Source organism: Bacillus sp. ISL-4 (assembly GCF_018613275.1).
Taxonomy (GTDB): Bacteria; Bacillota; Bacilli; order Bacillales; family DSM-1321; genus Peribacillus; species Peribacillus simplex_E.
On sequence record NZ_JAGGQN010000012.1, the window covers coordinates 440,963 to 466,607 of the forward strand.

A 25,645-nucleotide genomic window follows, 5' to 3' on the forward strand; every position below is an offset into this window, starting at 1 on the left:
TGTAAAGAAGGTTGATTTTTCAAGGTTTTGTAAGGTGTTTATATCAACTCAGTAAAATGAATAAAGCTCAAAAAAATAATTATGTTAGCAAATGTGTGAGCAGGTGGTCTGCTATAATTATCATTGTGACTAATCGTTTAATTTTCTACGCCACTTACCAGTTGGGGAAACAAGATTAACACTACATTTAAGTGTTTTTTTATCGGAATGAGGATATTATTTGGATTACAAATAATAACACCTGTTCAGCCTTTTCCTGTGCTACTTAACTTATATAAACTTGGTTTGTTTTTTTATCTCTTCTAAACCTTTTTAAGGATGCCTGATCCACAAACAATATGTGTGGAGTGTATTTGACAACACAATGGATGTTGGTGGGTTAATATAAAAGTTTGGTTACTTTAAAGTGATTTTAACATAAATATTCAACAAAAAATCTCCTCACCTCTGGAACTATCGAGTCAGATGATTTAACTAATATTATTAATGATTTATATCATAAAAAAACAATTACAAATTACTATATAGGTTCATTTCCAATGTATAATAGGCTACCATCTGATAAAATACTTAAAGCGAAAGCTTCATCTTCTATAACCAATTCATCGTAATATAATTCCGACAGTTCCGATAAATCCCATTTTTCGAGCAACTCAATAACTTTTTTATCAATACCATATTGAATGTTAATTTCATTGTTTTTCCTTTTTAAACTTCTTCTGGTATAAAATTGATTGTTACCTATAAAAATAAGATCCCCTATTTTTAAAACATTACTTTTTAGTGGAGTATTATCCCATATTCCCGATTCCTCAAATTTTTTTATACGCTTTTTAATTGAAGAAGACAGTAATGTTAAACCGACTTTTTCTGTAACTCTTTTGTAATGATTTGCAATAACATATTTTTCATTATAGTCTATTGCATTATCATTTACAGGAGGATCAAATAAATACAGACATACAGGGTCACCATTTCTCGGTAAATGACAGATTGTAGAATACATAACATTAGCACTATAATTACTCTTTTTCTCTATGCAATCTTTTAGAGCAGTTTTAATATCCTTGGAGTTTTTCCTACCCTTGGCTTCAAATATAATTACTTGATTTTTATATCCAAACCTATAGTCACAACGTTTTTTAGCCCCACCTATTTTTTCAACTTTATTAATATTTACCCCATACCATTTACACATAAAAATATTCGATAACCCTATTCCTAAAACTTCTGAAGAATCGCCTTGTAGCTCTGACTCTTCTTTGTCAGATAAACATAAATTATTACCTTCATCTTGAATGGTAGCAGCAGAATTTAATAAAGCATTGAGAAATCTCAATGGGTAACTTTCCCATCGAGTATTATAATGAATTGAGGCATAATGAAATATTTGTATACTCCTTATATACATCCCATTATCCAACATATTTTTCAGTTTTACCTTTAGTTCACCCGAACTTGCTCCTAACCGATTATCACCATCAACTATATGTATTCTTTTATTAAACAATAATTTTTTAAACAACTTCATTTCCCCCAAAAACCATATCTTCATCTATATTTTTATATCATACTATTTTGAATTATACTCGTAGTCAAAGTGTATTAAATGCTTCTATAAAAACAGCTTCACTTTATTCAATTCATTACTAATATATAGAGTATTCGAAAAGCAAATGTTAAATTTCGTTAATTAGGGTGACCTTACTAAAGATAAGTGACATAGACAAAATAAAACATATAAGCAATGAACAGCTATCATTAAATAATCGTAAAGATGAGTTGAAGGTTTTATTGAATTCAAGAAAAAAGACCCGGATAGTAACTCCCGTGCCTCTGAAAACAAGTAAGTACATTATTTCATTTATAGATTCAAGATGAAAAGATATTATGTAAATAATATGTTTTAGGATAACCATAGAACAATTAAAAAGCCTGTGTTAGAAAAACAAATCTTAGGACTGCGGGTAGACTTGAACTCAAAGTATAAATGCTAGTTTCCTGACAAAGAGTTTCTCAGTTCCTAGCCTTCACTAAACTTTCATCCTTATAAAAGTTGATGGCAACGTTTATTCTAAAAAATATTGAATTAATTTACTCCTTCTAAGTAAGATTTTACTTTAATTATTATATTATTAAAGTATGAGTTAAATCGGTTCCTCGCCACTACTTTATTTTTAATGATTGCTGGATGTAAGGAAAAAACTAAATCGTAAATATTTTCATCATCTAATTGAGCTTCTTCAAAAGGTAGAATATATCTTTTACTCAGTTTAAAATGAGTCTCTACATTACTTGGTAACATCTCTAGCAGCAAGGTTAATTCTTTAAAATTACTGCAAGTAAAAGAAATCTTTGCTGAAAAAAATAAATCATAATCAATGTCAAGGGCTCCTAAAATCTCATTCCAATTAAACTTATTGTGAAATTTATTAATATCTTCAATAGATGAATTAACAGTTCTTATAATCTCAATAAAATCAATTCCTTTAAAAGCATCGACAAGTTCATTAAATTTTTTGTTTCGGAACACTTCATTTTCGGTTTCTTCTGATATCCATAATTCTTTATTTCCTGGCAACTTCATAGAGTATTGCCCAGACCTTTCATTTCCTATCAGAAAATCTCTTAAAAAAGGAATGTAATAGTTATAATGGTCAGGATCATAATGATCACTATGTATGTAATATTGATATGATCGAACGTCAAAATTATGAAACTGCCCATCATCTAATACATAGCCGTCTCCTAGTATTCTTTTTACAGAGTAATTGGTAATATGTGGTTCATCATCCGTTGGATATAAATAGTCAACATACCATTGGTAATTTCCATTTTTATCATCATAATATAATGCTCTTAAACGTAATAGATGATTATCCGGAAGAGAGATATTCTCAATTTCACTTATTCTATTACATATGCTATCCAAATGCATTTCAGCAAATGATTGAATTCTATTCGCAATATGGAAATAATATCCACGATAATTCACTAACCAATGATTTGGTGATTCCGTTGCGTATACTTGCCATCCTTCCTTATTAGCTGATAAAGGAAAAAAGCGTTGAGCTATAGGCCAATTTTTCGGCGTTTTTAACAATCTTTCGATAGTAACACTATCCCAATAGGTTGCTTCAACCCCGCCTCTACTTTTTGAAATACCTTCGAGTCTATTAACAACGGAAGAAGATGGATAAGTAGAACAAACTAAGAGGTAACCTGTGGCATCGTGTTGAACACAGGAATCCACAATATCATCTAGATCTCCAGTTCCAACCGCTCTTTCTGAGTGTGCTGAATGCTTACATTGAATTAACCATTTACGTTCTGATGGCATTATAGAACTATAATATTCTTCGACACATATTAGATCTCTACCACCATCTGGCCCTCTACCACTCCAATAAACCCGAAAACCCATTTGAAATAACAATTCTCTTATAAGCAATTCAAAATCGTTTCCATCTTGCGGAAGCTCCTTGAAGTCTAGCATAAATACCCTCCCTATTGCCTATTACAATATCTAATTCTATACTCTTATTAAGATACCACAAAAACCCATATTCTACCCTTACTTACTACTACCGTATCAAAAGATTCCCTATTCATATGATTTTAAAAGCTTAATTTCTTCAAATAGAAAATATTAAAGGGGGAAATAACTATGGAATTTGTTTATTACTGGATTGATGATTTTAGAGACGTTATTAAAGAGCAGGGATACAACTTTGGAGACCAACTACTTTTTGATTATGACCACAATAAAAAAGAATTAAAAATTAAAGAGAACAAACTTTATGTAAAAGATTTTTTTAACTTGAATGGGGAACAAAAAGTTAAAAATCTTACTGCAATAGTGGGTCAAAATGGAGTCGGTAAAAGTACATTTTTAGATGCTCTTAAAGGCTTATTAATTGATGGGGGCATACTAGCAACTAATAAAAATGGTGAACTAACATCCCATTATTATAAACGCATTCTAGTACTTAAAAACAAGAATAAGTATAACATTATATATCACATTGACCTGATTGATCATAATAATGGTGTACCAAATATAAAATTTGAAAGTAACCGCATCAAAAATGAATACAACATTAATCCCATTCCATACGGAAATGGAGAGAATATTGATCAGTTAAATAATAGAGGAGTATATAGGGTAAAAGGAACAGAAATATTAAATAACACCTCTTGTATATATTTCTCTCAAGCATTTGATAGTAGTTTTTATTATGAAACTACAATGGAGAATCGAAAGTACTTTGACATATCTTCTAAAGGGCTTTTAGCAGAATTAGAAAAGGAATTTGAACCTAGTCAAATCTTCAGTAGTAGTGAGCCAAATCATAGAATTCAAAGAGATACTCGATTTAACAATGGTTTAATAAAAGAGTTCAATATAAGTGAAAATAAGAAGAAATTGAAAATGTTAGGCGATGAAGAATCAAACAAAATTATAAGAAAACATTCATTTTTCCCCACTAAAATTTATTTATTTCTTGATTATATAATTTATAAACAAAAAAAAACAAATTTCCTTGAAATAGATCGAACTCACTTATTAAGAATTGAAAAAAACACCGAACAACTAAACAAAATAGAGAAATATATTTACAATTATATTGAGAATAATACACTTAATGCAGACAAACCGGATAATTTCTCTTTAGTAAGACAAACCTATCTGCGAAGAGTCCTAGATTCATATTTTGAGGATGTAGATCGCTTTTTGTTCTTTAAAGAAAGAAAAGATTTTCTGAAGAACACTCTAGAAAACTTAAATGAAAATGAACTCAAAAATAAAAATCTAATTCAGCTATTGGAATTATTTCTTAAATCTACTATTCAGATATTAAGCAAATCTTCTAAAAATAACAAATTCGATAAGGGGTTTAATGAAAAGCAATTTAACAATTTGACTAGAAGTTATATTAATTTCATAAGGTTTTTAGAAAAAGAAGTTTTCACCTCCTCATCATCGGCAAAAATAACACCCAATGGTGAAATGGACTTTATTAAAACAGATGGGAATGTTCAATCTATAAGTATTAAGGATTTCTGCCTTCTTGAGATTCCATTAGATAAACAAGGAATAAAGTTATTAGAACAAATATTTAAGCACTATGAAGAAATAGATACATCTACTAACTTTTTAAAGTTCCAATGGGAAGGAATAAGTACAGGGGAGGATACATTATTAAGTATTTATTCAAGGTTCTATTCTTTAAAAGATATAAACCTTGGAGAAAATGTCATCATATTGTTAGATGAAATAGAGCATTCCTTACATCCAGAATGGCAGCGGCACCTTTTAAAAAATCTTTTTGAATACTTACCCTATGTATTTTCGAACTGTATATCTATTCAAATTATATTAGCATCAAATGTCCCTTTTCTAATTGCTGATGTCCCTACTCAAAACATAGTTTACCTAGAAAGGGATAGAAATGAAAGTTTACAGGAAAACTCACAAGTAAATATAAAAGTAAGTAATAAACCAGGACTGATCACCCAAACTTTTGCAGCTAATATTCATACTTTGTTAATTAATAATTTTTTTATGAAATCAACTATAGGTGCTTTTTCAGAGAAGAAAATTGAAGAGGTAATACGTATATTAAAAAATGATGAATTGGATAAATACTCCTATACAAAGAAAGACGTGTGGAGAATCATTCAGAATATTGGAGAACCAGTAATACAAAACAAGTTGAAATCTATGTTTATTGAAAAATTCGGAACCCCAAATACTGAGGAAACGATTAAAGACAAAATAAATAAGTTTATACAACAAGAGGATTATAGTCGAGAAAAGGTTGATAACTTATTACAAACAATAATCAAAAATTCCTATGAGGAAATGTAGTATGATTATAATTAATTTAACTAACAAAAGTAAAATAAAAGCTAAACATTTAAATGGACTACAAAGTTTTGTTAAGAACCAGATCATTAGTAAAAGGAGTGTAACAACTGATTCAAATTTGATAAACTTTTTAGACTTCTTAGAGTCAAATGTTGAAACAATCCTATCCGGCAAAAAAAGTGAACTTCAAAGCATAATACACTTTATCGAGTCAAATTATTTTATTTCAAATTCAAAACTCTCTAAAATTCTTAGGAATAGAAAACGTGGAATTAGATCAAAAGAACTAAATAGTTATTTAAATAATTATGCTTTAGAAACACAATTAGTGAATCATTTACCTTTAACTGCTTATTTTAGGGTACGTGACTTTGAAGAAGAAGTTAAAAATCTAAGTATACATAAATGGCCTGGATATGAAAAAGTGCTTGAAGATATTTTTGATTATAAAGGTTTCACGCAAAGAACTAGTGGTTGGTCAGCCTACGACTTAGTATCAGAGTTAGATGTATGTGTGTGTCCGTACTGCAACAGATCCTACGTTTCTATATTAAAAAGTGAAAATAAAAGGACTAGACCAGTACTTGACCATTACTACGCTAAAAGTTTATATCCCTACTTGGCTTTATCCCTTTTCAATTTAATACCTTCTTGTTATGTATGTAACAGTAGCTTTAAAGGTGATACAGATTTCTATAGGAAAGAAGCAATATACCCATATGAAGAAGAATTTGCTGAATTTGCCATCTTTAAAACAGATTTTAATGAAACTGAACCTTATGACTATAGGTATTTACTGGGAATCTCTAAAGAGTTTCAGATTTCTATAGTTAATAATGCGATTGATAAAGAAATTAGGGATAAAATTAATACTTCGGTTGAAACTTTTGCCTTAGATTCCATTTATAATAAGCATCAAGACGTCGTTCGGGACTTAATTAGAAATACTATTATAAATAACACTAGTAGGATTGACGAGATATACAATTCATTTCCTGATTTATTTAATAATCGAGAAGATGTAATGCAAAGTCTTTATTTAAATTACTTAGATAAGCAAAATATTGGTAAGAGACCTCTTTCAAAGCTTACACAAGATATCTGTAAAGAAATGGGACTACTTAGTACTTAAAACTCGTACTTAAAGTTACAATTTATGCTAGTAGAAATAAACAATTATTTTTTCGTGAAAAATCCTGATTAATAAACTAGATAAATATGTATTTTATATTAATAAATGCTATAAACAGTAGTATCTTTTATGAATGTAAAAAGAACTAAAAAACTAACTAACCTGATATGTGTTGGTGAAGCCTTAAATTCACCCTTCACTTAAGGGGGAGAATTTGGCATTAATAGAAAACTCCTGTTTTGCGTTTGGAGCCGCCGTTACTTTGTAGTACCAGCAAGTGCATCAAATGCACTTCTGAGTCGCCCAGGTCTCGCTTACCAACCGTTTCACCACGAAACGTACCACAAAACCCATCTTGCAATTTGCAACGAGCACGGTATGTTTGAATTCTAATAACTAAAAATGGAAGACCCTATCTAGGAACAATCTGGGTGATTTAATTCCCTTTTAACGGGATGACTTCACGATGGTAAGTCGTGAGCGAGGTTGACGGAAACTCTAACAATTTTTTTACGTCTTTTCTGCATTATCCAATCGCCTACCGATAGATGAATGAACACACTGCCAGTTATATTAAAATATTTCTTGGATGTTAAATAACCAAAACCAAAAAGGCTTTTGATTTCCTCTACAAATTTTAATGATTTCTAATCCTAATGTTAATTTCCAAAAAATTAATTGATCCCTTGCTCGATAATCTAAAAAGGATTTTTTAATCCTACTAGATTTGGATACCATATAACATTTTTGGGTATCTTCTCAGAGAAATTGGAAAAACAGGATTGATTCTTACTGTATGTAATTACTACCAGAATCTTTTACTTCCGCCGCGAAGGAATATTCTGATCGATTGAATATTGAATTGATTGAGTTATTAAAAAAAGCTTCAATATTACTACTAAAACTTTACAAAATAAAGACCCCGGCCTATTAGGTCGGAGTCTTTTTCAGTAAAGAAAGGATGGTCTAGCCAATCAGCCACACTGGGTTAGTTGTCTTTTCTAAAAATGTGTTGAGAAAGATACTATTATGTATCTGAATAACTCCTGTTAAGAAGATTAATAATATTACGGGTTTTATTAATAGCAATTAACATTTATCAGATTGGACAAAATAAACTTATAGTATTTAGCCATTCTGGAAAAAAATATTTTAATTATCCTATACTTAAAAGATCTTTTTCAAAATCCGAATATGTTTTCCATTTTAATAAACTCATAACTACGTTCTTTGCGAAGTTCTTTGGATCTTTACTTCCCCCATTTGATTTAAGATCGGCCTTTTTTATTTCTTGAAATAGCCGCGGATTTGCATTTTCTAATGCTTTAAAAACCTCAATGTTATGGTTATTTTTATTTGATAGACCTTCCTCATAATGCGATGACTGGTTTCGAGCTGCTATTATAAGGTCTGACACTTTAAGATTGACAAAACCCACTAAAGGCTTATTCCACTGTATTTTCTTGTTACTACTGTTTTTTATTTCATTTCCACAACTGGATTCAGGTAACAAATAAGGATTAGAGTTAACAATGGAAACACCTTGTTTTGCTAATTGTAATAAAGCTCCACTGAGAACCGTTATAGAGGTTTCCTTTACGGCACGAACACTAATTTTTTGATTTAATTCTTGCCTTAATTCTTCACTTAAATTTAGTTGGAATATAGTTTGCTCTGAATACAAGGTGTACGCTTCCATTGTACCGCCTTGAGGCATCTTGTCCCACCATTCATCAGCCTCTTGCTTGGCTGCTTTTATACCCTTTTTTAAATCATCAATAGCTCTTTGTTCAGTATTAATTATTTCGATTAATGTAGTTGCCGCAAATTTTACGGACTCTAGGTATTCCATCATATTCATTGTTTAATCATTCCTTTTAAGAAAATATTTCCAAACCACTATCCATATAATTTTAAAAGTATGCCACCCCAAAGTCTAGACTAAATTCTACTAGATATCAGGAGTGCTATTAAATTAATCTGTCAGTATAAGTTTCTATGATCGAACCTATAAATTTTTCTTAACAGGAACTGAAAGACAAAACTTAGGAATGATACATCTTATAGAGACTCCTTGATTTATCTTTAGCCGTAACATTTGAATAGACTAAGCCTCACGACTAAATTGTTTTTGTGCAGGATAAGCTTACAGACTCTATAACCACGTCGCTTTTTGTGGGTCAAAAAAAAGAAAGTGGTCTTTTCAAGTATAATTCCTAATTTCTCCTTAAAAACCTATGTTTCCTTTCATCTTCTGCACTTTGCCTTAATTGTTCTATTCTGGTTGCTACGTATTTTTTTATAGGTATTAATTTTATTCCTAAGTCGATTCCATTTATTATATCTAAGATTTGTCTCCAATCAGTAGCCTCTAAATCGCTCATCAACTGATCTCCATTAAAACTTCTACTTCTTTCTAGCCACCAAATTTTGGAGAATAATTGCAAGTCTTGATTATGGCTTATAAAAGTTTTAATTACATCTTTGAACCATTCATTTCTAGTATTATGAATAATATCCATAATTCCGTTCATCTTTTTGATATTTTGATGATTCTTTTTTATATACTCCAAAATAAATCCTCTAGCCCGTTCTATATTTTGACTATCTATACCATCAAAAAACACATTACAAAAATGCTCTGTACTACCAAAGTAAAGTTCTTTTTCTAAAGTGAAATCAAATATCTTTTCTAAAGAATTCTCTATATATTCTATATCCCATATAAACCCTAATCCATTTCGTTTTTTGAAATTCCTATCTTCTTCGGAATAAAGTTTGTTTGTAAATTTAGTAAATTTAAGTAAATAATCTGGATCTTTACTCAAGATATACTTCAATACTTTACCCTTATAATCAAAATAGGAATCCAATAAAAATTGTTGAATATACATTTCCTTTATAGTTTCAATATTATTAATAGAATCCAGATATAAGAGCAGAGAATCGTCTCTACATTCAATTCGTACTTTATTATTTCTTTCTCTATTTTCTATAGTGACTGTTTCCAATAGAAGGTCATAAAAATTTTCTTTTATATTTTTGAGATGTGTTAACTTTCCTAAATAAATATATACAGTTTCATCTATAGTCTTTATGAGTTCAATAAATCGATTAACTCCATCTATTTCCAAATATGACTGGTCTATGTTTTCATAAAAAGAAAGTACCCATTTTAATCTGCAAGTGAATGATTTTTTTTCTAGTAGATTCAGAAATTCTTTTACTAGATCCGATTTATTTAAATGATTATTAAACACTAAATAAGGCACATAATTTAAATCACTATTTCTCTCAATTATTAATTCAAGTAGTGCGTGTCCGATTGGACTATTGTTCTTGAAATTTTCATCAACAATAATATCCAATACCCTATTTTGATTCCAAGTATTATTTATAAAACCAATTAGGTACAGATATTTTTCAAAGAAATCCATAACTTCTACTGTTGCTTGAAACTCGAACGATTTCCGAATTTCTTGCTCCTTTAAGTCCTCGTACTCTCTAAAATCATCAAAATCATACATATCTTCATCACGAATTCTTTCCCAATCGATTCTTAAATACATTTCATAAAGTTCGTTACTATACTTTGCTTTTAGTGTATCTATACTAGGATCAGTTATAGAATTTCTGTTTAAAAACTTTGAATATTTTTGTACAAATAAACAATGTTGAAAAACTTCCGGATCTAAATGCTTCTCAATTAAAATTAGGATATACCCTTTGTCAAAAGAAACAATATCTTTATTCTCCGTATACTCTTCACAATAAGTTAATAATAAATCTAAACTCATTATATTATTTATGTCGAAATAACTATTTACACTATCCCATATATGTTTTCTAAACGATTTCAATTTTTCTATATTAGGTAATTTATATTTATAAAATGTGATTTTATCCCCTCTTGCAGCCTTGACAACTTCAAAAGTAAATTTGAGAAAAGTTTTAGCTAATTCATAAAATGCTACAGAATATAAAGTATCTCCTCTCTTTACTCCATTTATTAATAACTCGAACAATGTTAGCTGTCTGTAATAACCATAGCGTTCATCTTCCATTTCAAATGAAAAGGTTTCACGAATTTTGTTTATTAACTCCGGTAAATGTTGGGGTTGTTTTCTAACAAATTCAAAACTTAGTTCAATGCTGCTTTTTAATTCCGTTGGGATAAATTTAAAATAATTCCCTATTAACTCAATTACATCATTTTTATTATAAGCAAATTGATTTTGTTCATAAGATGTATTGTATTCTTGAACATTTACATCGGGCAATGCAATTATTTTTTCATATAAATATTCTAGTGCTTCATTTTGTAAATAAAACCAAAAAACTTTTAAGAATTCCAAACTTTGCTCAGGGCTTACTTTACTATTTAAATAATTTATAAGTGATGGCCTTACTTTCTCCATTACTTTTTCTGCTCCAAACGAATTGTTTGCAGCAATTACACACTCTTTAAAGCGTTCTGCGTTTGTAGCATAAAAATTTTCAAGCAGGAGTCCAAAAGATAAATAATCTTTATCAATAAAAGCCAAATAGAAAAAGTAATTCGAGATATTTTGTTCAGGTACCTTCACATAATCAAACTTTATTTCTACCAATTCCCATTTTTCAAGTTTTTCTATTGTCTCTACTAATTCATAATAATTGATGTCAAATTCATTTATTATGAGTTCTAGTAATTGTCTATTTTTATAAGGTAGCGTATGAAAAAACGAAATTATTCCCAAACACTGGATGGTGAATTTATTTATATTTATTTTATCGTTAATAAAAGTTGTAAAGTATTTCTCAAAAAGCTCAGAAACATTATGTAGTACAGACAAATCCTGTTTTTCAATTGCTATTAATGCCGCCATTATAGCTAATCTAGGATTACCATCTGCAATTGCTATTATTTCATTTTGATATTTTTCATTTAAAATGTTAAAAGGTTCTGCTTTTATTATATCTACTATATGTTCCTCATTAAGTTTTTCAACATACAATTCCGTTTTCGATAAGTTATTGCATAAATTTTTTATCTCATTCAAAGCATAATCTCTTACAGTAATAACAATTTTTAATTTTCCTTTCCTAGCGACCTTATAAAAGCCTAATATCTGATTAAAAGCATCTATCCTATTTGCATCATCAACAAATAAAATATAATCTTTATTAGGATTAAAATAATCATATAAGTCTTGTAACAAATCACAATTTTTATACGATATACAGTAGGCTTTATAGTGGGTATGCTCTATTAATAATTCTCTTATTGTTTCTATGGCTAATTTTGTTTTCCCCACACCTGCAGCACCGTTTAATATCACAAAATCAGAAGTATGTATTGCATTTTTCAACTCGATCTTTTCTTCTTCTCTGTGTAAAAAAGAATTATCTAACGGTGTCGCTATGCCATTTGAAGCTTTAGTATATTCTTCAATAAATAATTCCAGTGAAACTATCTGGCCTGTATCAAATGCTAAATCTAAATATTGATGGACTAAATCACGATGTTGTAAGTGTAATTCCAGAGCCAGTAAATCCAAAGTAATCAACGTTAATGTAATATCCTTGTTTTCTATTAAAGAATTTATTTGATTTACACTTCCACTATTTAAATTAAAATTCATACACAATACAATTTCTTTAATATTGTCTAAGGCTATACCAGTTTTCTCTTGATTAAGACACTTTTCGATGTCCTCTTTTAATTTTTTTATCCCTGCTGATATGTTTGTAGAATATTCAACAAACATATATTTTCCATCCGGTAATAAAAAAAATGAATCTGGGGTCCCCTTAGTAGTCTTTTGTTTTCCTGTTTGACTTCCTGTCCTTGCAAAAGATGCATAATTTGAATTACGCAAAATTAAATAGGTATCGCATAACTCTTGAAAAACTGTTTCATTTATTTCCATAAGTCTATTTTCAATTGTTTGAAGTCTACTCATTAGATTTCCTTTCTATTCATTATTTTCACATACATTAGTTCTTAATAAATTGAAGGATAACATTTTAGTTAATTATACCAATTCCTGTGCTAATTAACTTATATAAACTTGGTTTGTTTTTTATCTCATCTAAACCTTCTGAACCACAAACAATATGTGTGGGTTGTAATTGGCAACAAACTGGATGTTGGTGGGTTTATCAACATTTTGGTTTTGGGTGATATGCTAAATTAATTTATGTATTTATTAATCAGCTCGATACAACACTCTTCTGTCATAATAGATGCTGTCCATAATAAAATGCAGACGGCCACATAAAAGCTCCGCCTTTTGCCCTTGATTCCTTACTTTTAGCTTCTTTATCAGATAACCAATTAAGTTGTTCTGATTTAAGTTTGTTGAAAATTGTTTATTTCATAGAGTTTTGAATTGACAATAAATTAAAAAACACGAAATGAATCCCACAGTAAAGAGATGGATTCATTTCGTATTAATTACATTGAGATTAATTTAAAGCCGGTTGTTTTACTAAAGAAAGAAAATCAGTAATCATTTCAGTAAATTCATAATGAATTAAACCGCCTTCGAGTGTATATTGTTCCATCTCCCTAATTTGCTCAAAAGTCATTTTAGGCCAAAAATGTTCAAGTATTTTACCTTTAGCAACTGAGGTGTGCTGATTTGCAATAACTTTAACATCATCTAAATCGGAGTATTCAAACTCTACACCAAAACAGTCACGGTGGATGTAGTTTTCAGGTTCTCTTTTCCGAGTTAAATAGGCTTTGATACCTGTTTGATGTAAGTGTAATTGCGTATCAATATTTTTTTGAGCTTCTGGAGTGGGGTTGTCTGAATCTAGTAATACACACCAAGGAACGTTGAATTGATCAACTAATTTTAATGTTTTCCACGCTTTTAAATTTCCACAACCACCAGTAGGAATAAAGGCAAATCCTGATTCTTCAAGAGTTGATGGTATAACCCCTCCTTCCTTTAATTTATTGCATAAATGACGAATAAAAATAACATCACCTTGACCTTCCAATAATAAAACTGCTCTAGTTGATTTTGAAATAGGGTCCGGCAATAACCCCAATGCATTTGAAATTTCTTCATATACAGATTCATCTTGGGATTTCACTAGACGAACACCATTCTCTTTAGTTACAAATCGTAGACTTTCCAATGGAAGTAGTCCAGCTAATGCTGGTGTATGTGTTGTTAAGACTACTTGAGAATTTGTATTGAATGCTAATTGTAAAAATGAATTTATTAGCATTTCTTGGTGTTTGGGATGTTGGGATGTCTCTGGTTCTTCAAAAGCAAAAATAACATTTTTGGATGAACTTTCATTAATTCTTCTTTCAACTTCCGCTCTAAAGAAGTTTAATAAAATGAGTCTTCTTACTCCACTTCCACGTTTATTTATTGAAATACCTTGATCAGATTGAATACTTAATTTAAATAGCGAATCGAATTTTGGTTCAGATTTAAAATCAGGAGTTAAAGAAGATGCTAGCTCACTATCCATTTCTTTTAATTTAGCTAAAGTTCGTTCAGCTGTTTCTAACGCCCTTTTTTGAACCTCTTCTTTTATTTTTTCAATTTCTGGGGTTAAATCTCTTAATGCTTGTTGAATAGCTATTTTCATAGGATCGGTTACTTCTTTATCATCATCTTTACTAGATCTATCAGATTGGAATAAAGAATATAAAGGTAAAAATTGTTCTAGAGATTCATAAATTTTCTTTGAGTCTTCTTTATCCACTATTAACTCACGAAGTTGTAAATTTAAGTTATCGGAATGTTCCCATATTCGCTTTCTCATACTAGCGTTATTTGAAGCATTGTATTCGCTAGAATCGATATTTAATTGACGGGCTATTTTTTTTAATTCAGCTCTTTTTAATTCTAATAAATTATTATAACCTTCCGCAGTAGGGTGATTACATATTATGTATGTTTTTGATTTAGGCTTAGCAGCAGTAGCTGAGAAAACTTTTTTTATTTCAAGTTCATTATTTAAATTTAATAGAAACTCATTATGAAGTGTGGTTTCAGAAGAAGTATCTAGTGTGATAATTCCAGGTAAATCTTCAAAAGTACAAGTAATTTCAATATTTGTATCAGTTGCATCAACACTTAGATCTTCTCTTTCACATACAACTGTTGAATTATTGAAGAATATTTCTAGTGCCTCTAAGATTGTTGATTTTCCAGCATCATTTTTTCCTATAAATGCGGTAAGTTCATTAAATTCAATTGTAGTTTCATTTTTGTAACCCCTAAAGTTACGGATTTTTACACTTTTTAATTTCAAAAAAACCCCTCCGTTTTTAATAGCAATAATATTGAATACATTACCAAAGTCGTAAAAACTTTATATCATTAAAAATAGGTAATAATATTCAACTAATCTCTTGAGTTTAGGTTATCTATATTCCTCCTATCAACAATAGTACTTATTATTTTGGTAAACTATGTAAATCATAGCATATATCGCTTATTAATTGAATTATGATTTAAATTTCCTGATAAAAAAGAACCACTAATATATTTTAGTGGTTTAAATACACATAACTAAATGGAAAACATCAGAGCGATCCAATTCAAGGTGCAAAAGTAACTATTACTGAACATCGTAATAGAAATAAGATCATTAAAACTCTAGAGAAAAATGATGCAGGACAAATAGATCTTATTGAATTGGAGGCACCAGGACCCACATTAAATGATTCAACAGTTCCATATAAAAAATACGATATGATAGTAGAAATACCGTCAATAGAAGGAAAATAAATGGACTTGGAAATTATTTTCCAAGTCCATTTTTAATCACAATAATATTTTTTATTTTAATATCTATAGGGAATACTTACAATCGTAGAATTCATTTATTATAATAATCTACATATAAAAGCTTATCTTTATAGATAAGCTTCTATTTTTAGTTCAATCTATTTGCCCTAACTACTGCTACTTCATTTCAATAATAACCGGCTCTTCTTTAGCATTGGCAGATGACTCTGTAATAAAAAGCTTATGAGCTACTTTCCCTATAGTGTTTGTAGACAGTGCATCAACCGTTCCACCAATTAAACCTCCTGCCAAAGGGACCATCTTCCCTAAGTTAATAACTCCCTTTTCTCCGAATTTCGTCAATAGACGGAATCCTACTGCTTGGTTTATCTTTTTTATAACCTCAAAAGGTATTCTTTTTATACCGGTGAATGCAAGCTTTTTCCCAATTTGGATTCCTGCATTTTTAAGAATATCTTTAGCCCCATTTCCTGCTAAACAAGCATAAACAAAAGACTTTACTTGATCATCTTTTAAATTATATCCTCCCATATGAGCAATAGCCGCTACCATTCTAACTTGTACCAAGATTACACTAGCTATATTCGCTGGGATGGCAATTGGTAACGTAATGACTCCACCTACTCCTGATAAAAAACCACTTGTGGCACTTTTTGTATTTTGCCAAAGAATTAAAGCTTTAACTTTTTCATCTAATGTTCCACTTTTTTGCAAGTAATTATCTGCTAACTCTATGGCAGTATCCATTCCGGGGATACCTCCGTTAACCGCTTTATCATATGACCAATCTAGTGCTTTCATTATTGTATCGTGCGTTATAGATTTTTTCTCCCTTGCCACTTTACCCTCACCTTTCTTCCACTCGTTGATGGTAATATTATACTTTAACACCATCAAATATCATAATTAATTTGCAACTCACCAATTCGCAATACCGTTATAACTTTATAGTCTCTCTATAATGGCACAGACAAAACTGATATAGGTATGCATTGGAACTATGTACCCTGATGAACTTAAGCCATATTATTTTAAAAATTTGACCATAAAAAAGGCCAAACCATTAAGGTTCAGATTTTAGTTTACTTATTTACGATTTTTGAATAGGCCAGATGGATAATAAAACTATGTCTTCTTTAATACCCTCTTCCTCCACAATCATCACAATTTTGTTTCATAAATTCAAACTGGTGTAACCGCATTAAATGAGTGTAAAAAAAGTTGAAGTCTTAAGTCTGCTTCTTTTTATATACAAAAAAGAATAAATGGTTTTTGTCACTAAATAGAAATATAATTTAGTAGATAAATGATACGCAAGTATGAAAAGGTGGAGTTTTATTGGATATTTTATGGTGGGGATTAACGATCGTCTTATTTGCTTTAAGTTTTGTAGGAATTATCTATCCTATTATTCCTTCGGTAGTTGCCATTTGGGGAGGATTTGCAGTTTATCAATTCCTCATTAATCCTGATGAGTTATCGTTATGGTTCTGGATCAGTATGGTTGTGTTGAGCGGTGTATTAATCGCGGCCGACATTATCGCAAACAGTTATTTTGTTAAAAAGTATGGGGGGTCAAAAACTTCCGAGACAATAGCAGCTATTGCCACGATTGTTGGTTCATTTGTCTTTCCTCCTTTTGGAATAATTCTCGTACCATTTTTAGCAGTCCTCGTTTCGGAATTAATCATTCAAAAAGATATAATGAAGGCTACTAAAGTTGGGTTTGCAACTATCATCGGTTTTTTAGGCGGCAGTTTAGCCAAAATATTAATTCAATTATTGATGATTGTTTGGTTTATTTTAGCGGTAATTTTTTAAATTTTTCAACGGCCACATTAAGAAAAAGCTGACTTTCAACAGTCAGCTTTTTCTATTTAATTTAAGTTTAAGCCATAAGCTCTTGTTCCAAGTTTATCTTTATATTTGCCTTCTTCTCTAAGAACTTCATTTTGGGTTAGTGTTCTTGGTAAAGTCTGAAGTATCGTATATTTGAATGTATGTATTCGTTTCGGGTCAGCTTCAATCAGCTCTTTTAATTTTGTATTATTTCCGTGACCATTAATCGCGTATTCTTTCCACCTTCCGAGCAAACCCTCTTTTTCGGAGGCGGACCCAACATATTGCTTCCCTTCTTTTGTATCGACAATCAGGTAGACAGCCCCAACTGAAGAAAGCATTTTATGCCAAATCGCATTAGCGTTAGGATCATTAACTATGCCCTGTAGTTCACGGAAAGATATATTGATAACCAAATAACCAGGGAAATCTCTTACAAACCCTTTGGGCAGTAATTGAACAACCTCATTAGCAAATGTATCTATTTTGACACACCATCCCTGGGCACCCCCCGCCCACTTAATGACCAGCCTATGTTCCAAGTCCTCAAATCCAGGTACTTTTACTAATTCATATCTATATTTGCTTCAAAGCTTCGCCTTGCCCCTAAAAGGGACATCTACGTCCTCTGGAATGGTCGTGTTATGTTATTTCTACTCCACTTAAATAGTATATAAAACCTTTCAAACGTTTGTGATACTTAACTATATTTTTAGATATGCTTTAACACCTTTGCTTTAAATATAAAAATATATATCAATTGAAAAAAACTTTTCTTTCATATTGTTTTTTCGAAACTACAAAGAATATAATCACTTCGTATAAAAATAACTGTTGTAATGAGGGATTTTAATATTGGAAAAGGATTGTAAAGAAACGGAATGGATCAACTATATATATGAAAACTGTGAGAATGTTGGAATCTCCAAACAAATTATCGAGCGTTTCTCAAATTATTTTCTTAAGGAAGGGGTTGTAATAGATGACTGATTTATATCAGTTAATGAAAGAATTGAAGACACCGGCAAGTGAACCAAAGATCTTTATAAAGCCACACGGCAAAAATACAGATATTTCAAGCGTTTATCAACTGGAGCTAGATTTAGAAGAACAAGAGGAATGATATAGTATAAGTTTTTATCCTTTCGTCAATGATTATATTATTACTTGATGAAAGGATGAAAGCAATGTCTCATAAACCCGTAGTAAAGGTTTCTTTTAAAGAAGATAATGAGGAAGAGTCAATTTATTTTTTTAAAAGATTGGTTGAAAAAATCGTCATAGACCAATTAGAACTTACACCCTTTATGAAAGGCTCATTCCTACTTAATAATAAGGATTTTATGGATAAGGGGTAAATATGTCGTACATAGATGTTAAAGAATTATATCAAGAATATATCGGTATATATTGCAGAGTTTCAACCGGAAACCAAGACATTGAAAAACAGATAAGTTTAGCTGATATTTACCTATCTCGTAATAATATTAATACTGAAATGGTACTAAGGTTTATCGATAATAATGTATCTGCAAATAAACTATCTTCTGAAAATCGGCCGCAATTTCAAAATCTTTTAATAGAAATCAAAAAAGGGAGGATAAAAACAGTCCTTGTACAAAATAGGGACCGCTTGGCTCGTAATTTCTATGAATACGTTGATCTTGTAAAAATATTATATAGATACAATGTGAATCTCATCTTCACAGATTATAGTCAAGCACAATTTTCAAAGGTATTGTCAATAGAAGCACTATACGGTATTTTCCCCCAGTTCGATGGCCGGAATATTTCTCAACGTACCACTCTAACAAGATTACAGTATCCTGGTTCAATATTCGGTTTTAATATAATAGGGGAGAAATACAACAAGAAATATATACCTAACCCTAATGTGGAAACTGAATTAAAATCCTTTATTTTTTCTGTGATAAACATCAATTCTGCTGATGAGCTGCTGGAAGAATTCATCAAATATAAAAAGCTTTTTAAGGACCATAAGAAAATACTAAGCTTTCTAAAAAATCCTTTTTATTCGGGTCACATAAAGATTCAGAATGAATATGTGGCTCTACCGCACGTTTCCCCTATCATTTCTCTAGAAGTTTTTTTAAAAGTAGAGGAAGTTTTATCGAAGTGTGAGCAGGAAGTACAAACGGCCCTATCATTTTCTCATAATAAAGGATTGAAAGTTCCGGTATGTAGTATTTGTAAAACACCTATGAATTTCCGCTCCACCAAATTAGGGGAAAGCGGATACTATGTCTGTTCCAAAAAACATCCTAGAATTGAAATTGGGGTCTCTCAGTATGATCAATTAATCTCTGAACACCTCAAATATGTACTTAATAAAATTTCAGTTAATGAAATTAAAAAGGACGTATTCACCCATTTATACAACTTAGAAAAAAAACACAAGCAAGAAGTTACTTTATTGCAAAATACTCTAATATCAGTTCACGAAGAAATTACAAAGTTAGTTGGATCTCAACAAATATCAAAGTTAAAAAAATTAGGTCAGCAATCAAAATCTCTCAAAGAAGAAATGAAAAAAATTCACACAATATTAATCAAAATCACAGATACAAGGATCGGAATCAATTCTTTTGTTGAAGTTGTAATAGATAGCCTTACAAATGAGTTGCAAAACTATCAAATTAACCACTTGGTAAATCTTCTCATTTCAAAAATCGAAGTAAGTTCTAATACTCTGATCTACCACACTACATTTGGGAAATATATAGAGGGGAAGGATGAATTAGATGAGTTTCCTGCATAAATATATTTATAACGTTAATGGTATATATTTGGTTACTGAAGAAGAAAGACCAGAACTTGAAATAGTAGAGTTACCTTGGCATATGTATAAAGATCCGGTAAAACTAGCTACCGGATACATACGTTGGTCAGATGAAAAGCAAACTAAAGGGTTCTCTCTTTCTATACAAGAAAGGGAAATAACAATCAAAGCTAAATCACTGGGGTTTTCTGTAGTTGTTATATTTGTTGAGGCAGCAACCTCTGCTTTTCATAACAATGCTAATAAACGTGAAAAAATGAATGAAATGAAAGAATTCATTTTAGGAAATCCAAATGCAAATACAGTTATATTCTATGATGAATCACGAGTAACTAGATTGATTGCAGATTTCTATTTAGACTTTATTTTGCCAATTAGACAAAAAAAGCCGGAACTCAAGTTATTTTCCACAAAAATGGAGGTTGAGTGGGATGAAAATAATCCTTTAGTTCAAATGCGACTTTCACTAGATTATGATGAATCCCAGAAAAAGTCTTATACTGCGGCCAAATATCACGTCAATGTAATTAATAAACCCGTTAATGGTAAGCCCAATCGCCCCAAAACTCGTGTGCCATATGGATATTCCAAATCGGGAATAGACGGTGAAGATGAGTTAATACCGAATGAAGCTGCTTCCATTGTCCAATTTATTTTCTATTTATATAGTTTTGGATATAGTGAAAGGAAAATTGCAAAATTACTTGAAAGCTCCAATGTACCTTCTCCATCTGGATATAGCCATTGGAATGATTCAACTATTAGATATTTATTAAACAATTTATGGTATAAGGGAGACTTGGTGTGGTTTGCCCGTACAAGTTACTCTGATAGCAAAAAAAAACCTCTGGAAGAAGCCTCATTGTTTTCAGACCATCATCAAGCCTTAATAGGTCCTGCACTTTGGGAAATCACTCAAAACTTTAGAAATTCAAAGAATAAGGATCGAATGGATAGCCCCTTTATATTAAGAAATATTATATTTTGCAGTGATTGTGCGGAAGAATTAAATACAAAAAATCAAACATCCGCCAAATCAAAAAAAGATGGATCCATTTATTTTTGCCCTAATTGTAAATATAAAATCCAAAAGGATGTCCTTCACCAAAAAATAATTAATGATTTTACCTTACGTTGGTCCAGAGAATTAAAAGCGAATAAAACTATGTTTAAAGAGATTTCAGCAACTTGGAAAAAGCTATGCAATAAAGAAGTTCAATCTTTAAAAAAAGATATTGAAAATCTCCGGTATAAAATACAATTACTAAATCCAGTGATGGAATATTACGAAGAATTTCTGCAAGCTTTTAAATTACAACTTAAATTAAAAGAGGAAAACAAACTTCTTTACAATAAGGTCCTTATACAAATTGATTGTTTATTAGAAGATCAGATGACTTTAGAGTTGATCGACCGTTATACACTAAATGTGCAACAATATAGTAATGAAGAAAAACGATCCATTATTCTTTTAGCTATCAAGAAAATCGTTTGTGATTTCAAACGAGATCATTGTGCTATTGAGTATCGTTTAAGCCCATATATTGACATTGAATCGATAATGGATTCCTTTAAATAACGTAAGACTAGTTAAACTGTTGTTTTAACAACAGTTTTTTTATGGGGCAATCTCCTTAAAAATATACTACTTACATTACCGAAATGTTTTCGTCCATACTGCTTATATTACCGAAACATTCTATATTACCCTTGTTATTTTTTTGTGAAAGATCTAGAAACCCTTTGATACCAAGCTTTTCGTGGGCCTTTTTTTCGGTAAAGTGCTTATCGAGGGATCCCTAGATAAGCACTTTACCGAAATCCTTTTTAACATTATGCTCACATTACCGAAAGATATACAACGAAATGAGAGTTTTATATCCTCCCATTAATTATAATGGAACATTTGATACTTTAAGTTCCTTTAACCTGAAATGTTCCGTATTACTCCTATATAACAGGTATTCACCATCCCAGACAGATTTAAATAGCTTTTCATTGCTTTGACTATGGATAGGCTTTGTATGATTGCAAGTAAAACTCTTGAAAGATTCTTATTACGAAACTTTCCTTGGCTATTCAATAATTTTCTATATCTTTTGTAGTCAGAGGTCAGAGACTGTTTATTTTCGCCTCTTTCACTTACTCCGCTTTGGAGTGATCAATAGAGGAACAGCCTGTAGAAAGTGGCATTAATAATTTAACTTCACCCTTCATTCACAGTTCTCACTTAATACTTAATATCAAGGATAAATAGCTTGAGAACACGAATAGAATACTCATAAAGAATGATACCAATGTAGATGTTTTCTTGATAAATGAAAATATTGTTAAAGCTAAAAAAAGGATGGCTAAAACAATAAGGATTGCACTTGTTGCATTAAAACTGAAATCCACAACCATATCAGGGTTAAAGGAACCTTGGTATAGTGTTGTAAATAGTTTAGAAGCCCCTTCACTTTTAACAGTTGTAACAATATCGTGAGGTGGTGATTGCTGTCCTAATGCTGCCGTCGCAGAAAAGATAAGCAAGATTACTATACTTTCCACTCTTGCCCAAGGTTTTGGGTTAAATGACGTATTAGTTCTAAGTTTCTTTCTAATTAGAATACTATTGATTATTGCATAAGCTAATAAAGGGATTATTAACAAATGCTTGATTAATAGAGTTTGACCATAAGAAAGTAACCAAGCATTTACATAGTCTTTTATATCAACTACAAATGTCATTAGTATTATTCCTGTGATAATAGTTACTGTTAAGCAAGTAATCGCAACAGGGCTAAACCATCTTAAAAAGTTCAGCCAATTGGAATGGTCTTTTGAAAACCACCCCACAACAAGAAAGATCCCTACCCAAACGGAAACTGCAATAAAATGTGAAGTATGTGTTAATGATCCTTTCCACCCTTCAAGGGAACTTGCGTGACTTGCCCACCCTAAAGCTAAGATTAGAATCAAGGTAAAAAGCATTCCTATAATTGCGTATAGAGGTTTCTTCTTATAATCAAACCAAACGATAAAAATGAATAATAAATTAGAAACAAGATAGGTGAAAATCCACGCTTTCCCCACTTCGAAGGTAAATAGAACTGATTGGAACGTTTGTCCTACACCTATATCTTGATAGAGGTGTAAAACCAATTGAAGGACAGGAATAAATGAAAAGATAGCTATTCCCCCTACAGCCGTCAGTAATGCTCCTTTAGGAACAAAAATATCAGGACGTTTAGAATTTGGGACAAGATGTAGGATTAAGCTCCCTATTATAAGAGAAAAGCAAAGATATAATAATACTTCACCTATCATTCCGACGATTAACATTAGTTATTCCTTCCTCCTCATTAACATCAACAAACTTCCCAATCCAATAATAATCAAAACTGCAATAACCGAAGGAATCAGATACGATGGCAATTTTTTTTGTTCATCTTCTTTGTTCTCCATTGCTTTTTTGTTTTCTTCCTCTTTAGGTTCTTCTTTTTGGGTTTGATCTTGCTCAGATTGTGTTAGTTTTTTGGGAATATCAACAGAGAAAGAATACTGCCCTTCTATTTGATGGCCATCTGCACCAATAATTTTAAACATTGTTTGATAAGTTCCATTCACTAATGGTTTTAGTAAAGGCCCCACCATTTCGTTATCGTTTAAAGTGATATTTTCTAAAGGTATTGTTTTACCATTGGAATCTGTTATATGAAATGTGCTCCCCTGTTCTACTTTTGTTTCAAATGATAATGTAATATCTTGGATGTCCTTTTTGACAATTTCTCCATCTTGAGGAGAAGAACTTTCTAAGCCTGTATGAGCGAAGGCGTTGTTGTTAAAACCAATAAAAAAGAACAATGTAATAAACAATAATTTTTTAATCATATGTATCCTCCAAATCGTAGCAACACTTTAAATATAATCAAATTTTTTTATTACCGTTCAAAAGGGTATTTGAATAAGTTTTGACAAATTAGCAAGCTCGTAATAACTTACCAAACAAAAGCAGTTATAATAAACGCCCTCTAAATAACGAGAGCGTTAGTAGACTAATATAGTGTAATTCTTATTTTGTTTCATTCTTTGATGCTTTTAAGAGAAACATAAAAATAATGATTAAAGTGAAGGCTGTAAATGCTAAAAATGGGATAGTAATAAAACCTCCCCAGTTAATATACTGGGCATTACAAGGCACTCCATTAGCACAAGGTTTTATTGGTGCAAATCCGGGAACTTTTTGTAGCAAGTAATGATAAGAGGAAATAAACCAACCTGTTATAGCCATTGGTAGAACAAACCGTTTAACGGAAGAATCATTTTGAAATGTTCCTATTCCAAGTATCAAAGCTAGTGGGTACATAAGGATACGTTGATACCAACAAAGTTCACACGGGGTAAATCCACGTATTTCACTAAAATAAAGGCTTCCGAGAGTCGCTATTACTGACACTAACCAAGCCCCATATAAGTATATCGGTTGCTTTGTTTTTAGATCGCTCATTAATCTTTACCTTCTAGCTCTTTATCTATAAGGCTTTTAACTTTCTCATAGTCAAAAGGATCTTCAAGCATTGTATCATTTACCATTATGCTTGGTGTTGATTCCACCTTAAACTCCTCAACCAACTTATTGTCTTTGTTAACTTCTTCCACCACTGATTGTTTCTTCATATCTTCTTGTAATGTATTAAAGTCAATGTCGGGTATTGTTGCAGCAACTTCTTTAATTTTCTCACTTGTAATCCATAATGCATCGTGGTTTTCACTTGGCTGTGCCTTAAATAACGCTTTATGGAATTCCCAGTACCTATCAGGATTTTGTTTATAAACTGCCTCCGCAGCAAGTGAACCCAATTTAGATTCTTCGCCGTGAAATAACACGTTTATAAAAGAAAATTTAACCTTCCCTGTATCCACATAGTCCTTTACTAACTGAGGATAAATGTTTTCTCCCCACGCTTTACAAGCAGGACATTTAAAGTCTCCAAATTCCACTATTGTTACAGGAGCATCTGCCTTACCTAAAGTCGGTTGCCCTTCAATAGGCGGTATTTTATCATATGTAGCATCTTTATCAGCTTTAGAGTTCGAATTGTTAATAACAACTAGTGCTGTCAATACAGCAAAAACCAGCAATGTTGCGATTACTATTAATTTAAACGGTGAGCCTTTACTTTTTAAATTTTTACTTTTTGCCACCCTTACCTCTCCTCTTCTGCATTATGCAAATATTTTTTTATAATTTT

Annotated in this window: 18 protein-coding genes; 7 read left to right on the plus strand and 11 right to left on the minus strand. The window is 31.0% G+C overall.

The window, feature by feature from the left end; all coding sequences use genetic code 11:
* Window positions 1-520 precede the first annotated feature (520 nt).
* Window positions 521-1,525 (minus strand): hypothetical protein, encoded by a 1,005-nt coding sequence (locus J7J00_RS11570; RefSeq protein ID WP_214790731.1) that lies wholly within the window; start codon window positions 1,523-1,525, stop codon window positions 521-523.
* A gap of 564 nt (window positions 1,526-2,089) precedes the next feature.
* The gene (locus J7J00_RS11575) at window positions 2,090-3,496 is read right to left on the minus strand and encodes a restriction endonuclease (protein ID WP_214790733.1); all 1,407 of its coding nucleotides are present in this window, start codon (window positions 3,494-3,496) and stop codon (window positions 2,090-2,092) included.
* Window positions 3,497-3,667: 171 nt separating this feature from the next.
* Here J7J00_RS11575 and J7J00_RS11580 point away from each other — a divergent pair, with 171 nt between their 5' ends.
* Window positions 3,668-5,872, plus strand: coding sequence for an AAA family ATPase (locus J7J00_RS11580; RefSeq protein ID WP_214790735.1), 2,205 nt, complete (start codon window positions 3,668-3,670; stop codon window positions 5,870-5,872).
* A gap of 1 nt (window position 5,873) precedes the next feature.
* On the plus strand, window positions 5,874-7,004 hold the full coding sequence (locus J7J00_RS11585) for a hypothetical protein (RefSeq protein WP_214790737.1): 1,131 nt from the start codon (window positions 5,874-5,876) through the stop codon (window positions 7,002-7,004).
* A 1,156-nt stretch (window positions 7,005-8,160) separates the two neighbouring features.
* On the opposite strand, the gene J7J00_RS11590 is transcribed toward J7J00_RS11585, so the two are convergent.
* The 4 genes from J7J00_RS11590 to J7J00_RS11605 form a co-directional block, all read right to left on the minus strand.
* A complete protein-coding gene (locus J7J00_RS11590; protein ID WP_214790739.1) occupies window positions 8,161-8,865 on the minus strand; it encodes a hypothetical protein in 705 nt (234 codons plus the stop codon).
* A gap of 355 nt (window positions 8,866-9,220) precedes the next feature.
* On the minus strand, window positions 9,221-12,949 hold the full coding sequence (locus J7J00_RS11595) for an nSTAND3 domain-containing NTPase (protein WP_214790740.1): 3,729 nt from the start codon (window positions 12,947-12,949) through the stop codon (window positions 9,221-9,223).
* Window positions 12,950-13,454: 505 nt separating this feature from the next.
* Window positions 13,455-15,272 carry an AAA family ATPase gene (locus J7J00_RS11600; protein WP_214790741.1) on the minus strand — a complete coding sequence of 606 codons (1,818 nt, stop codon included), beginning with the start codon at window positions 15,270-15,272 and terminating at the stop codon, window positions 13,455-13,457.
* Window positions 15,273-15,928: 656 nt separating this feature from the next.
* Window positions 15,929-16,573, minus strand: coding sequence for an EcsC family protein (locus J7J00_RS11605; RefSeq protein WP_286201293.1), 645 nt, complete (start codon window positions 16,571-16,573; stop codon window positions 15,929-15,931).
* Between the two features lie 537 nt (window positions 16,574-17,110).
* Here J7J00_RS11605 and J7J00_RS11610 point away from each other — a divergent pair.
* Window positions 17,111-17,593: a DUF456 domain-containing protein gene (locus J7J00_RS11610; RefSeq protein ID WP_053534681.1), complete on the plus strand. Its 483-nt coding sequence runs from the start codon at window positions 17,111-17,113 to the stop codon at window positions 17,591-17,593.
* A 56-nt stretch (window positions 17,594-17,649) separates the two neighbouring features.
* Here J7J00_RS11610 and J7J00_RS11615 read toward each other — a convergent pair whose 3' ends face one another.
* Complete coding sequence (locus tag J7J00_RS11615) at window positions 17,650-18,153, minus strand: GIY-YIG nuclease family protein (protein ID WP_214790742.1); 504 nt, start codon at window positions 18,151-18,153, stop codon at window positions 17,650-17,652.
* A 440-nt stretch (window positions 18,154-18,593) separates the two neighbouring features.
* Here J7J00_RS11615 and J7J00_RS11620 point away from each other — a divergent pair, with 440 nt between their 5' ends.
* The 4 genes from J7J00_RS11620 to J7J00_RS11635 are packed head-to-tail and all read left to right on the plus strand — an operon-like array spanning window position 18,594 to window position 21,990.
* Complete coding sequence (locus tag J7J00_RS11620) at window positions 18,594-18,734, plus strand: hypothetical protein (protein ID WP_214790743.1); 141 nt, start codon at window positions 18,594-18,596, stop codon at window positions 18,732-18,734.
* Window positions 18,735-18,762: 28 nt separating this feature from the next.
* Window positions 18,763-18,969: a hypothetical protein gene (locus J7J00_RS11625; RefSeq protein ID WP_214790744.1), complete on the plus strand. Its 207-nt coding sequence runs from the start codon at window positions 18,763-18,765 to the stop codon at window positions 18,967-18,969.
* A 2-nt stretch (window positions 18,970-18,971) separates the two neighbouring features.
* Entirely contained in the window at window positions 18,972-20,390 is a 1,419-nt protein-coding gene (locus J7J00_RS11630) for a recombinase family protein (protein WP_214790746.1), read from the plus strand.
* Window positions 20,374-21,990, plus strand: coding sequence for a recombinase family protein (locus J7J00_RS11635; protein ID WP_214790748.1), 1,617 nt, complete (start codon window positions 20,374-20,376; stop codon window positions 21,988-21,990). Before J7J00_RS11630 ends, J7J00_RS11635 begins: the two co-directional genes overlap by 17 nt.
* A 647-nt stretch (window positions 21,991-22,637) precedes the next feature.
* Here the strand turns inward: J7J00_RS11635 and J7J00_RS11640 are convergent.
* The 4 genes from J7J00_RS11640 to J7J00_RS11655 form a co-directional block, all read right to left on the minus strand.
* On the minus strand, window positions 22,638-23,735 hold the full coding sequence (locus J7J00_RS11640; protein ID WP_214790750.1) for a copper resistance D family protein: 1,098 nt from the start codon (window positions 23,733-23,735) through the stop codon (window positions 22,638-22,640).
* A gap of 3 nt (window positions 23,736-23,738) precedes the next feature.
* Window positions 23,739-24,284 (minus strand): copper resistance CopC family protein, encoded by a 546-nt coding sequence (locus tag J7J00_RS11645; protein WP_214790752.1) that lies wholly within the window; start codon window positions 24,282-24,284, stop codon window positions 23,739-23,741.
* 181 nt (window positions 24,285-24,465) lie between these two features.
* Entirely contained in the window at window positions 24,466-24,900 is a 435-nt protein-coding gene (locus tag J7J00_RS11650; RefSeq protein ID WP_214790754.1) for a disulfide oxidoreductase, read from the minus strand.
* A complete protein-coding gene (locus J7J00_RS11655; RefSeq protein ID WP_214790755.1) occupies window positions 24,900-25,598 on the minus strand; it encodes a DsbA family protein in 699 nt (232 codons plus the stop codon). Before J7J00_RS11655 ends, J7J00_RS11650 begins: the two co-directional genes overlap by 1 nt.
* Window positions 25,599-25,645: the final 47 nt, after the last annotated feature.

Bases quoted from the DNA above. Each gene is read 5' to 3' on its own strand.
- J7J00_RS11595 (WP_214790740.1), bottom strand. From the start codon at position 12,949: ATGAGTAGACTTCAAACAATTGAAAATAGACTTATGGAAATAAATGAA.
- J7J00_RS11585 (WP_214790737.1), top strand. From the start codon at position 5,874: ATGATTATAATTAATTTAACTAACAAAAGTAAAATAAAAGCTAAACAT.
- J7J00_RS11620 (WP_214790743.1), top strand. From the start codon at position 18,594: ATGACTGATTTATATCAGTTAATGAAAGAATTGAAGACACCGGCAAGT.
- J7J00_RS11645 (WP_214790752.1), bottom strand. From the start codon at position 24,284: ATGATTAAAAAATTATTGTTTATTACATTGTTCTTTTTTATTGGTTTT.
- J7J00_RS11625 (WP_214790744.1), top strand. From the start codon at position 18,763: ATGATTATATTATTACTTGATGAAAGGATGAAAGCAATGTCTCATAAA.
- J7J00_RS11580 (WP_214790735.1), top strand. From the start codon at position 3,668: ATGGAATTTGTTTATTACTGGATTGATGATTTTAGAGACGTTATTAAA.
- J7J00_RS11590 (WP_214790739.1), bottom strand. From the start codon at position 8,865: ATGAATATGATGGAATACCTAGAGTCCGTAAAATTTGCGGCAACTACA.
- J7J00_RS11640 (WP_214790750.1), bottom strand. From the start codon at position 23,735: ATGTTAATCGTCGGAATGATAGGTGAAGTATTATTATATCTTTGCTTT.
- J7J00_RS11605 (WP_286201293.1), bottom strand. From the start codon at position 16,573: ATGAAAGCACTAGATTGGTCATATGATAAAGCGGTTAACGGAGGTATC.
- J7J00_RS11630 (WP_214790746.1), top strand. From the start codon at position 18,972: ATGTCGTACATAGATGTTAAAGAATTATATCAAGAATATATCGGTATA.
- J7J00_RS11650 (WP_214790754.1), bottom strand. From the start codon at position 24,900: ATGAGCGATCTAAAAACAAAGCAACCGATATACTTATATGGGGCTTGG.
- J7J00_RS11575 (WP_214790733.1), bottom strand. From the start codon at position 3,496: ATGCTAGACTTCAAGGAGCTTCCGCAAGATGGAAACGATTTTGAATTG.
- J7J00_RS11635 (WP_214790748.1), top strand. From the start codon at position 20,374: ATGAGTTTCCTGCATAAATATATTTATAACGTTAATGGTATATATTTG.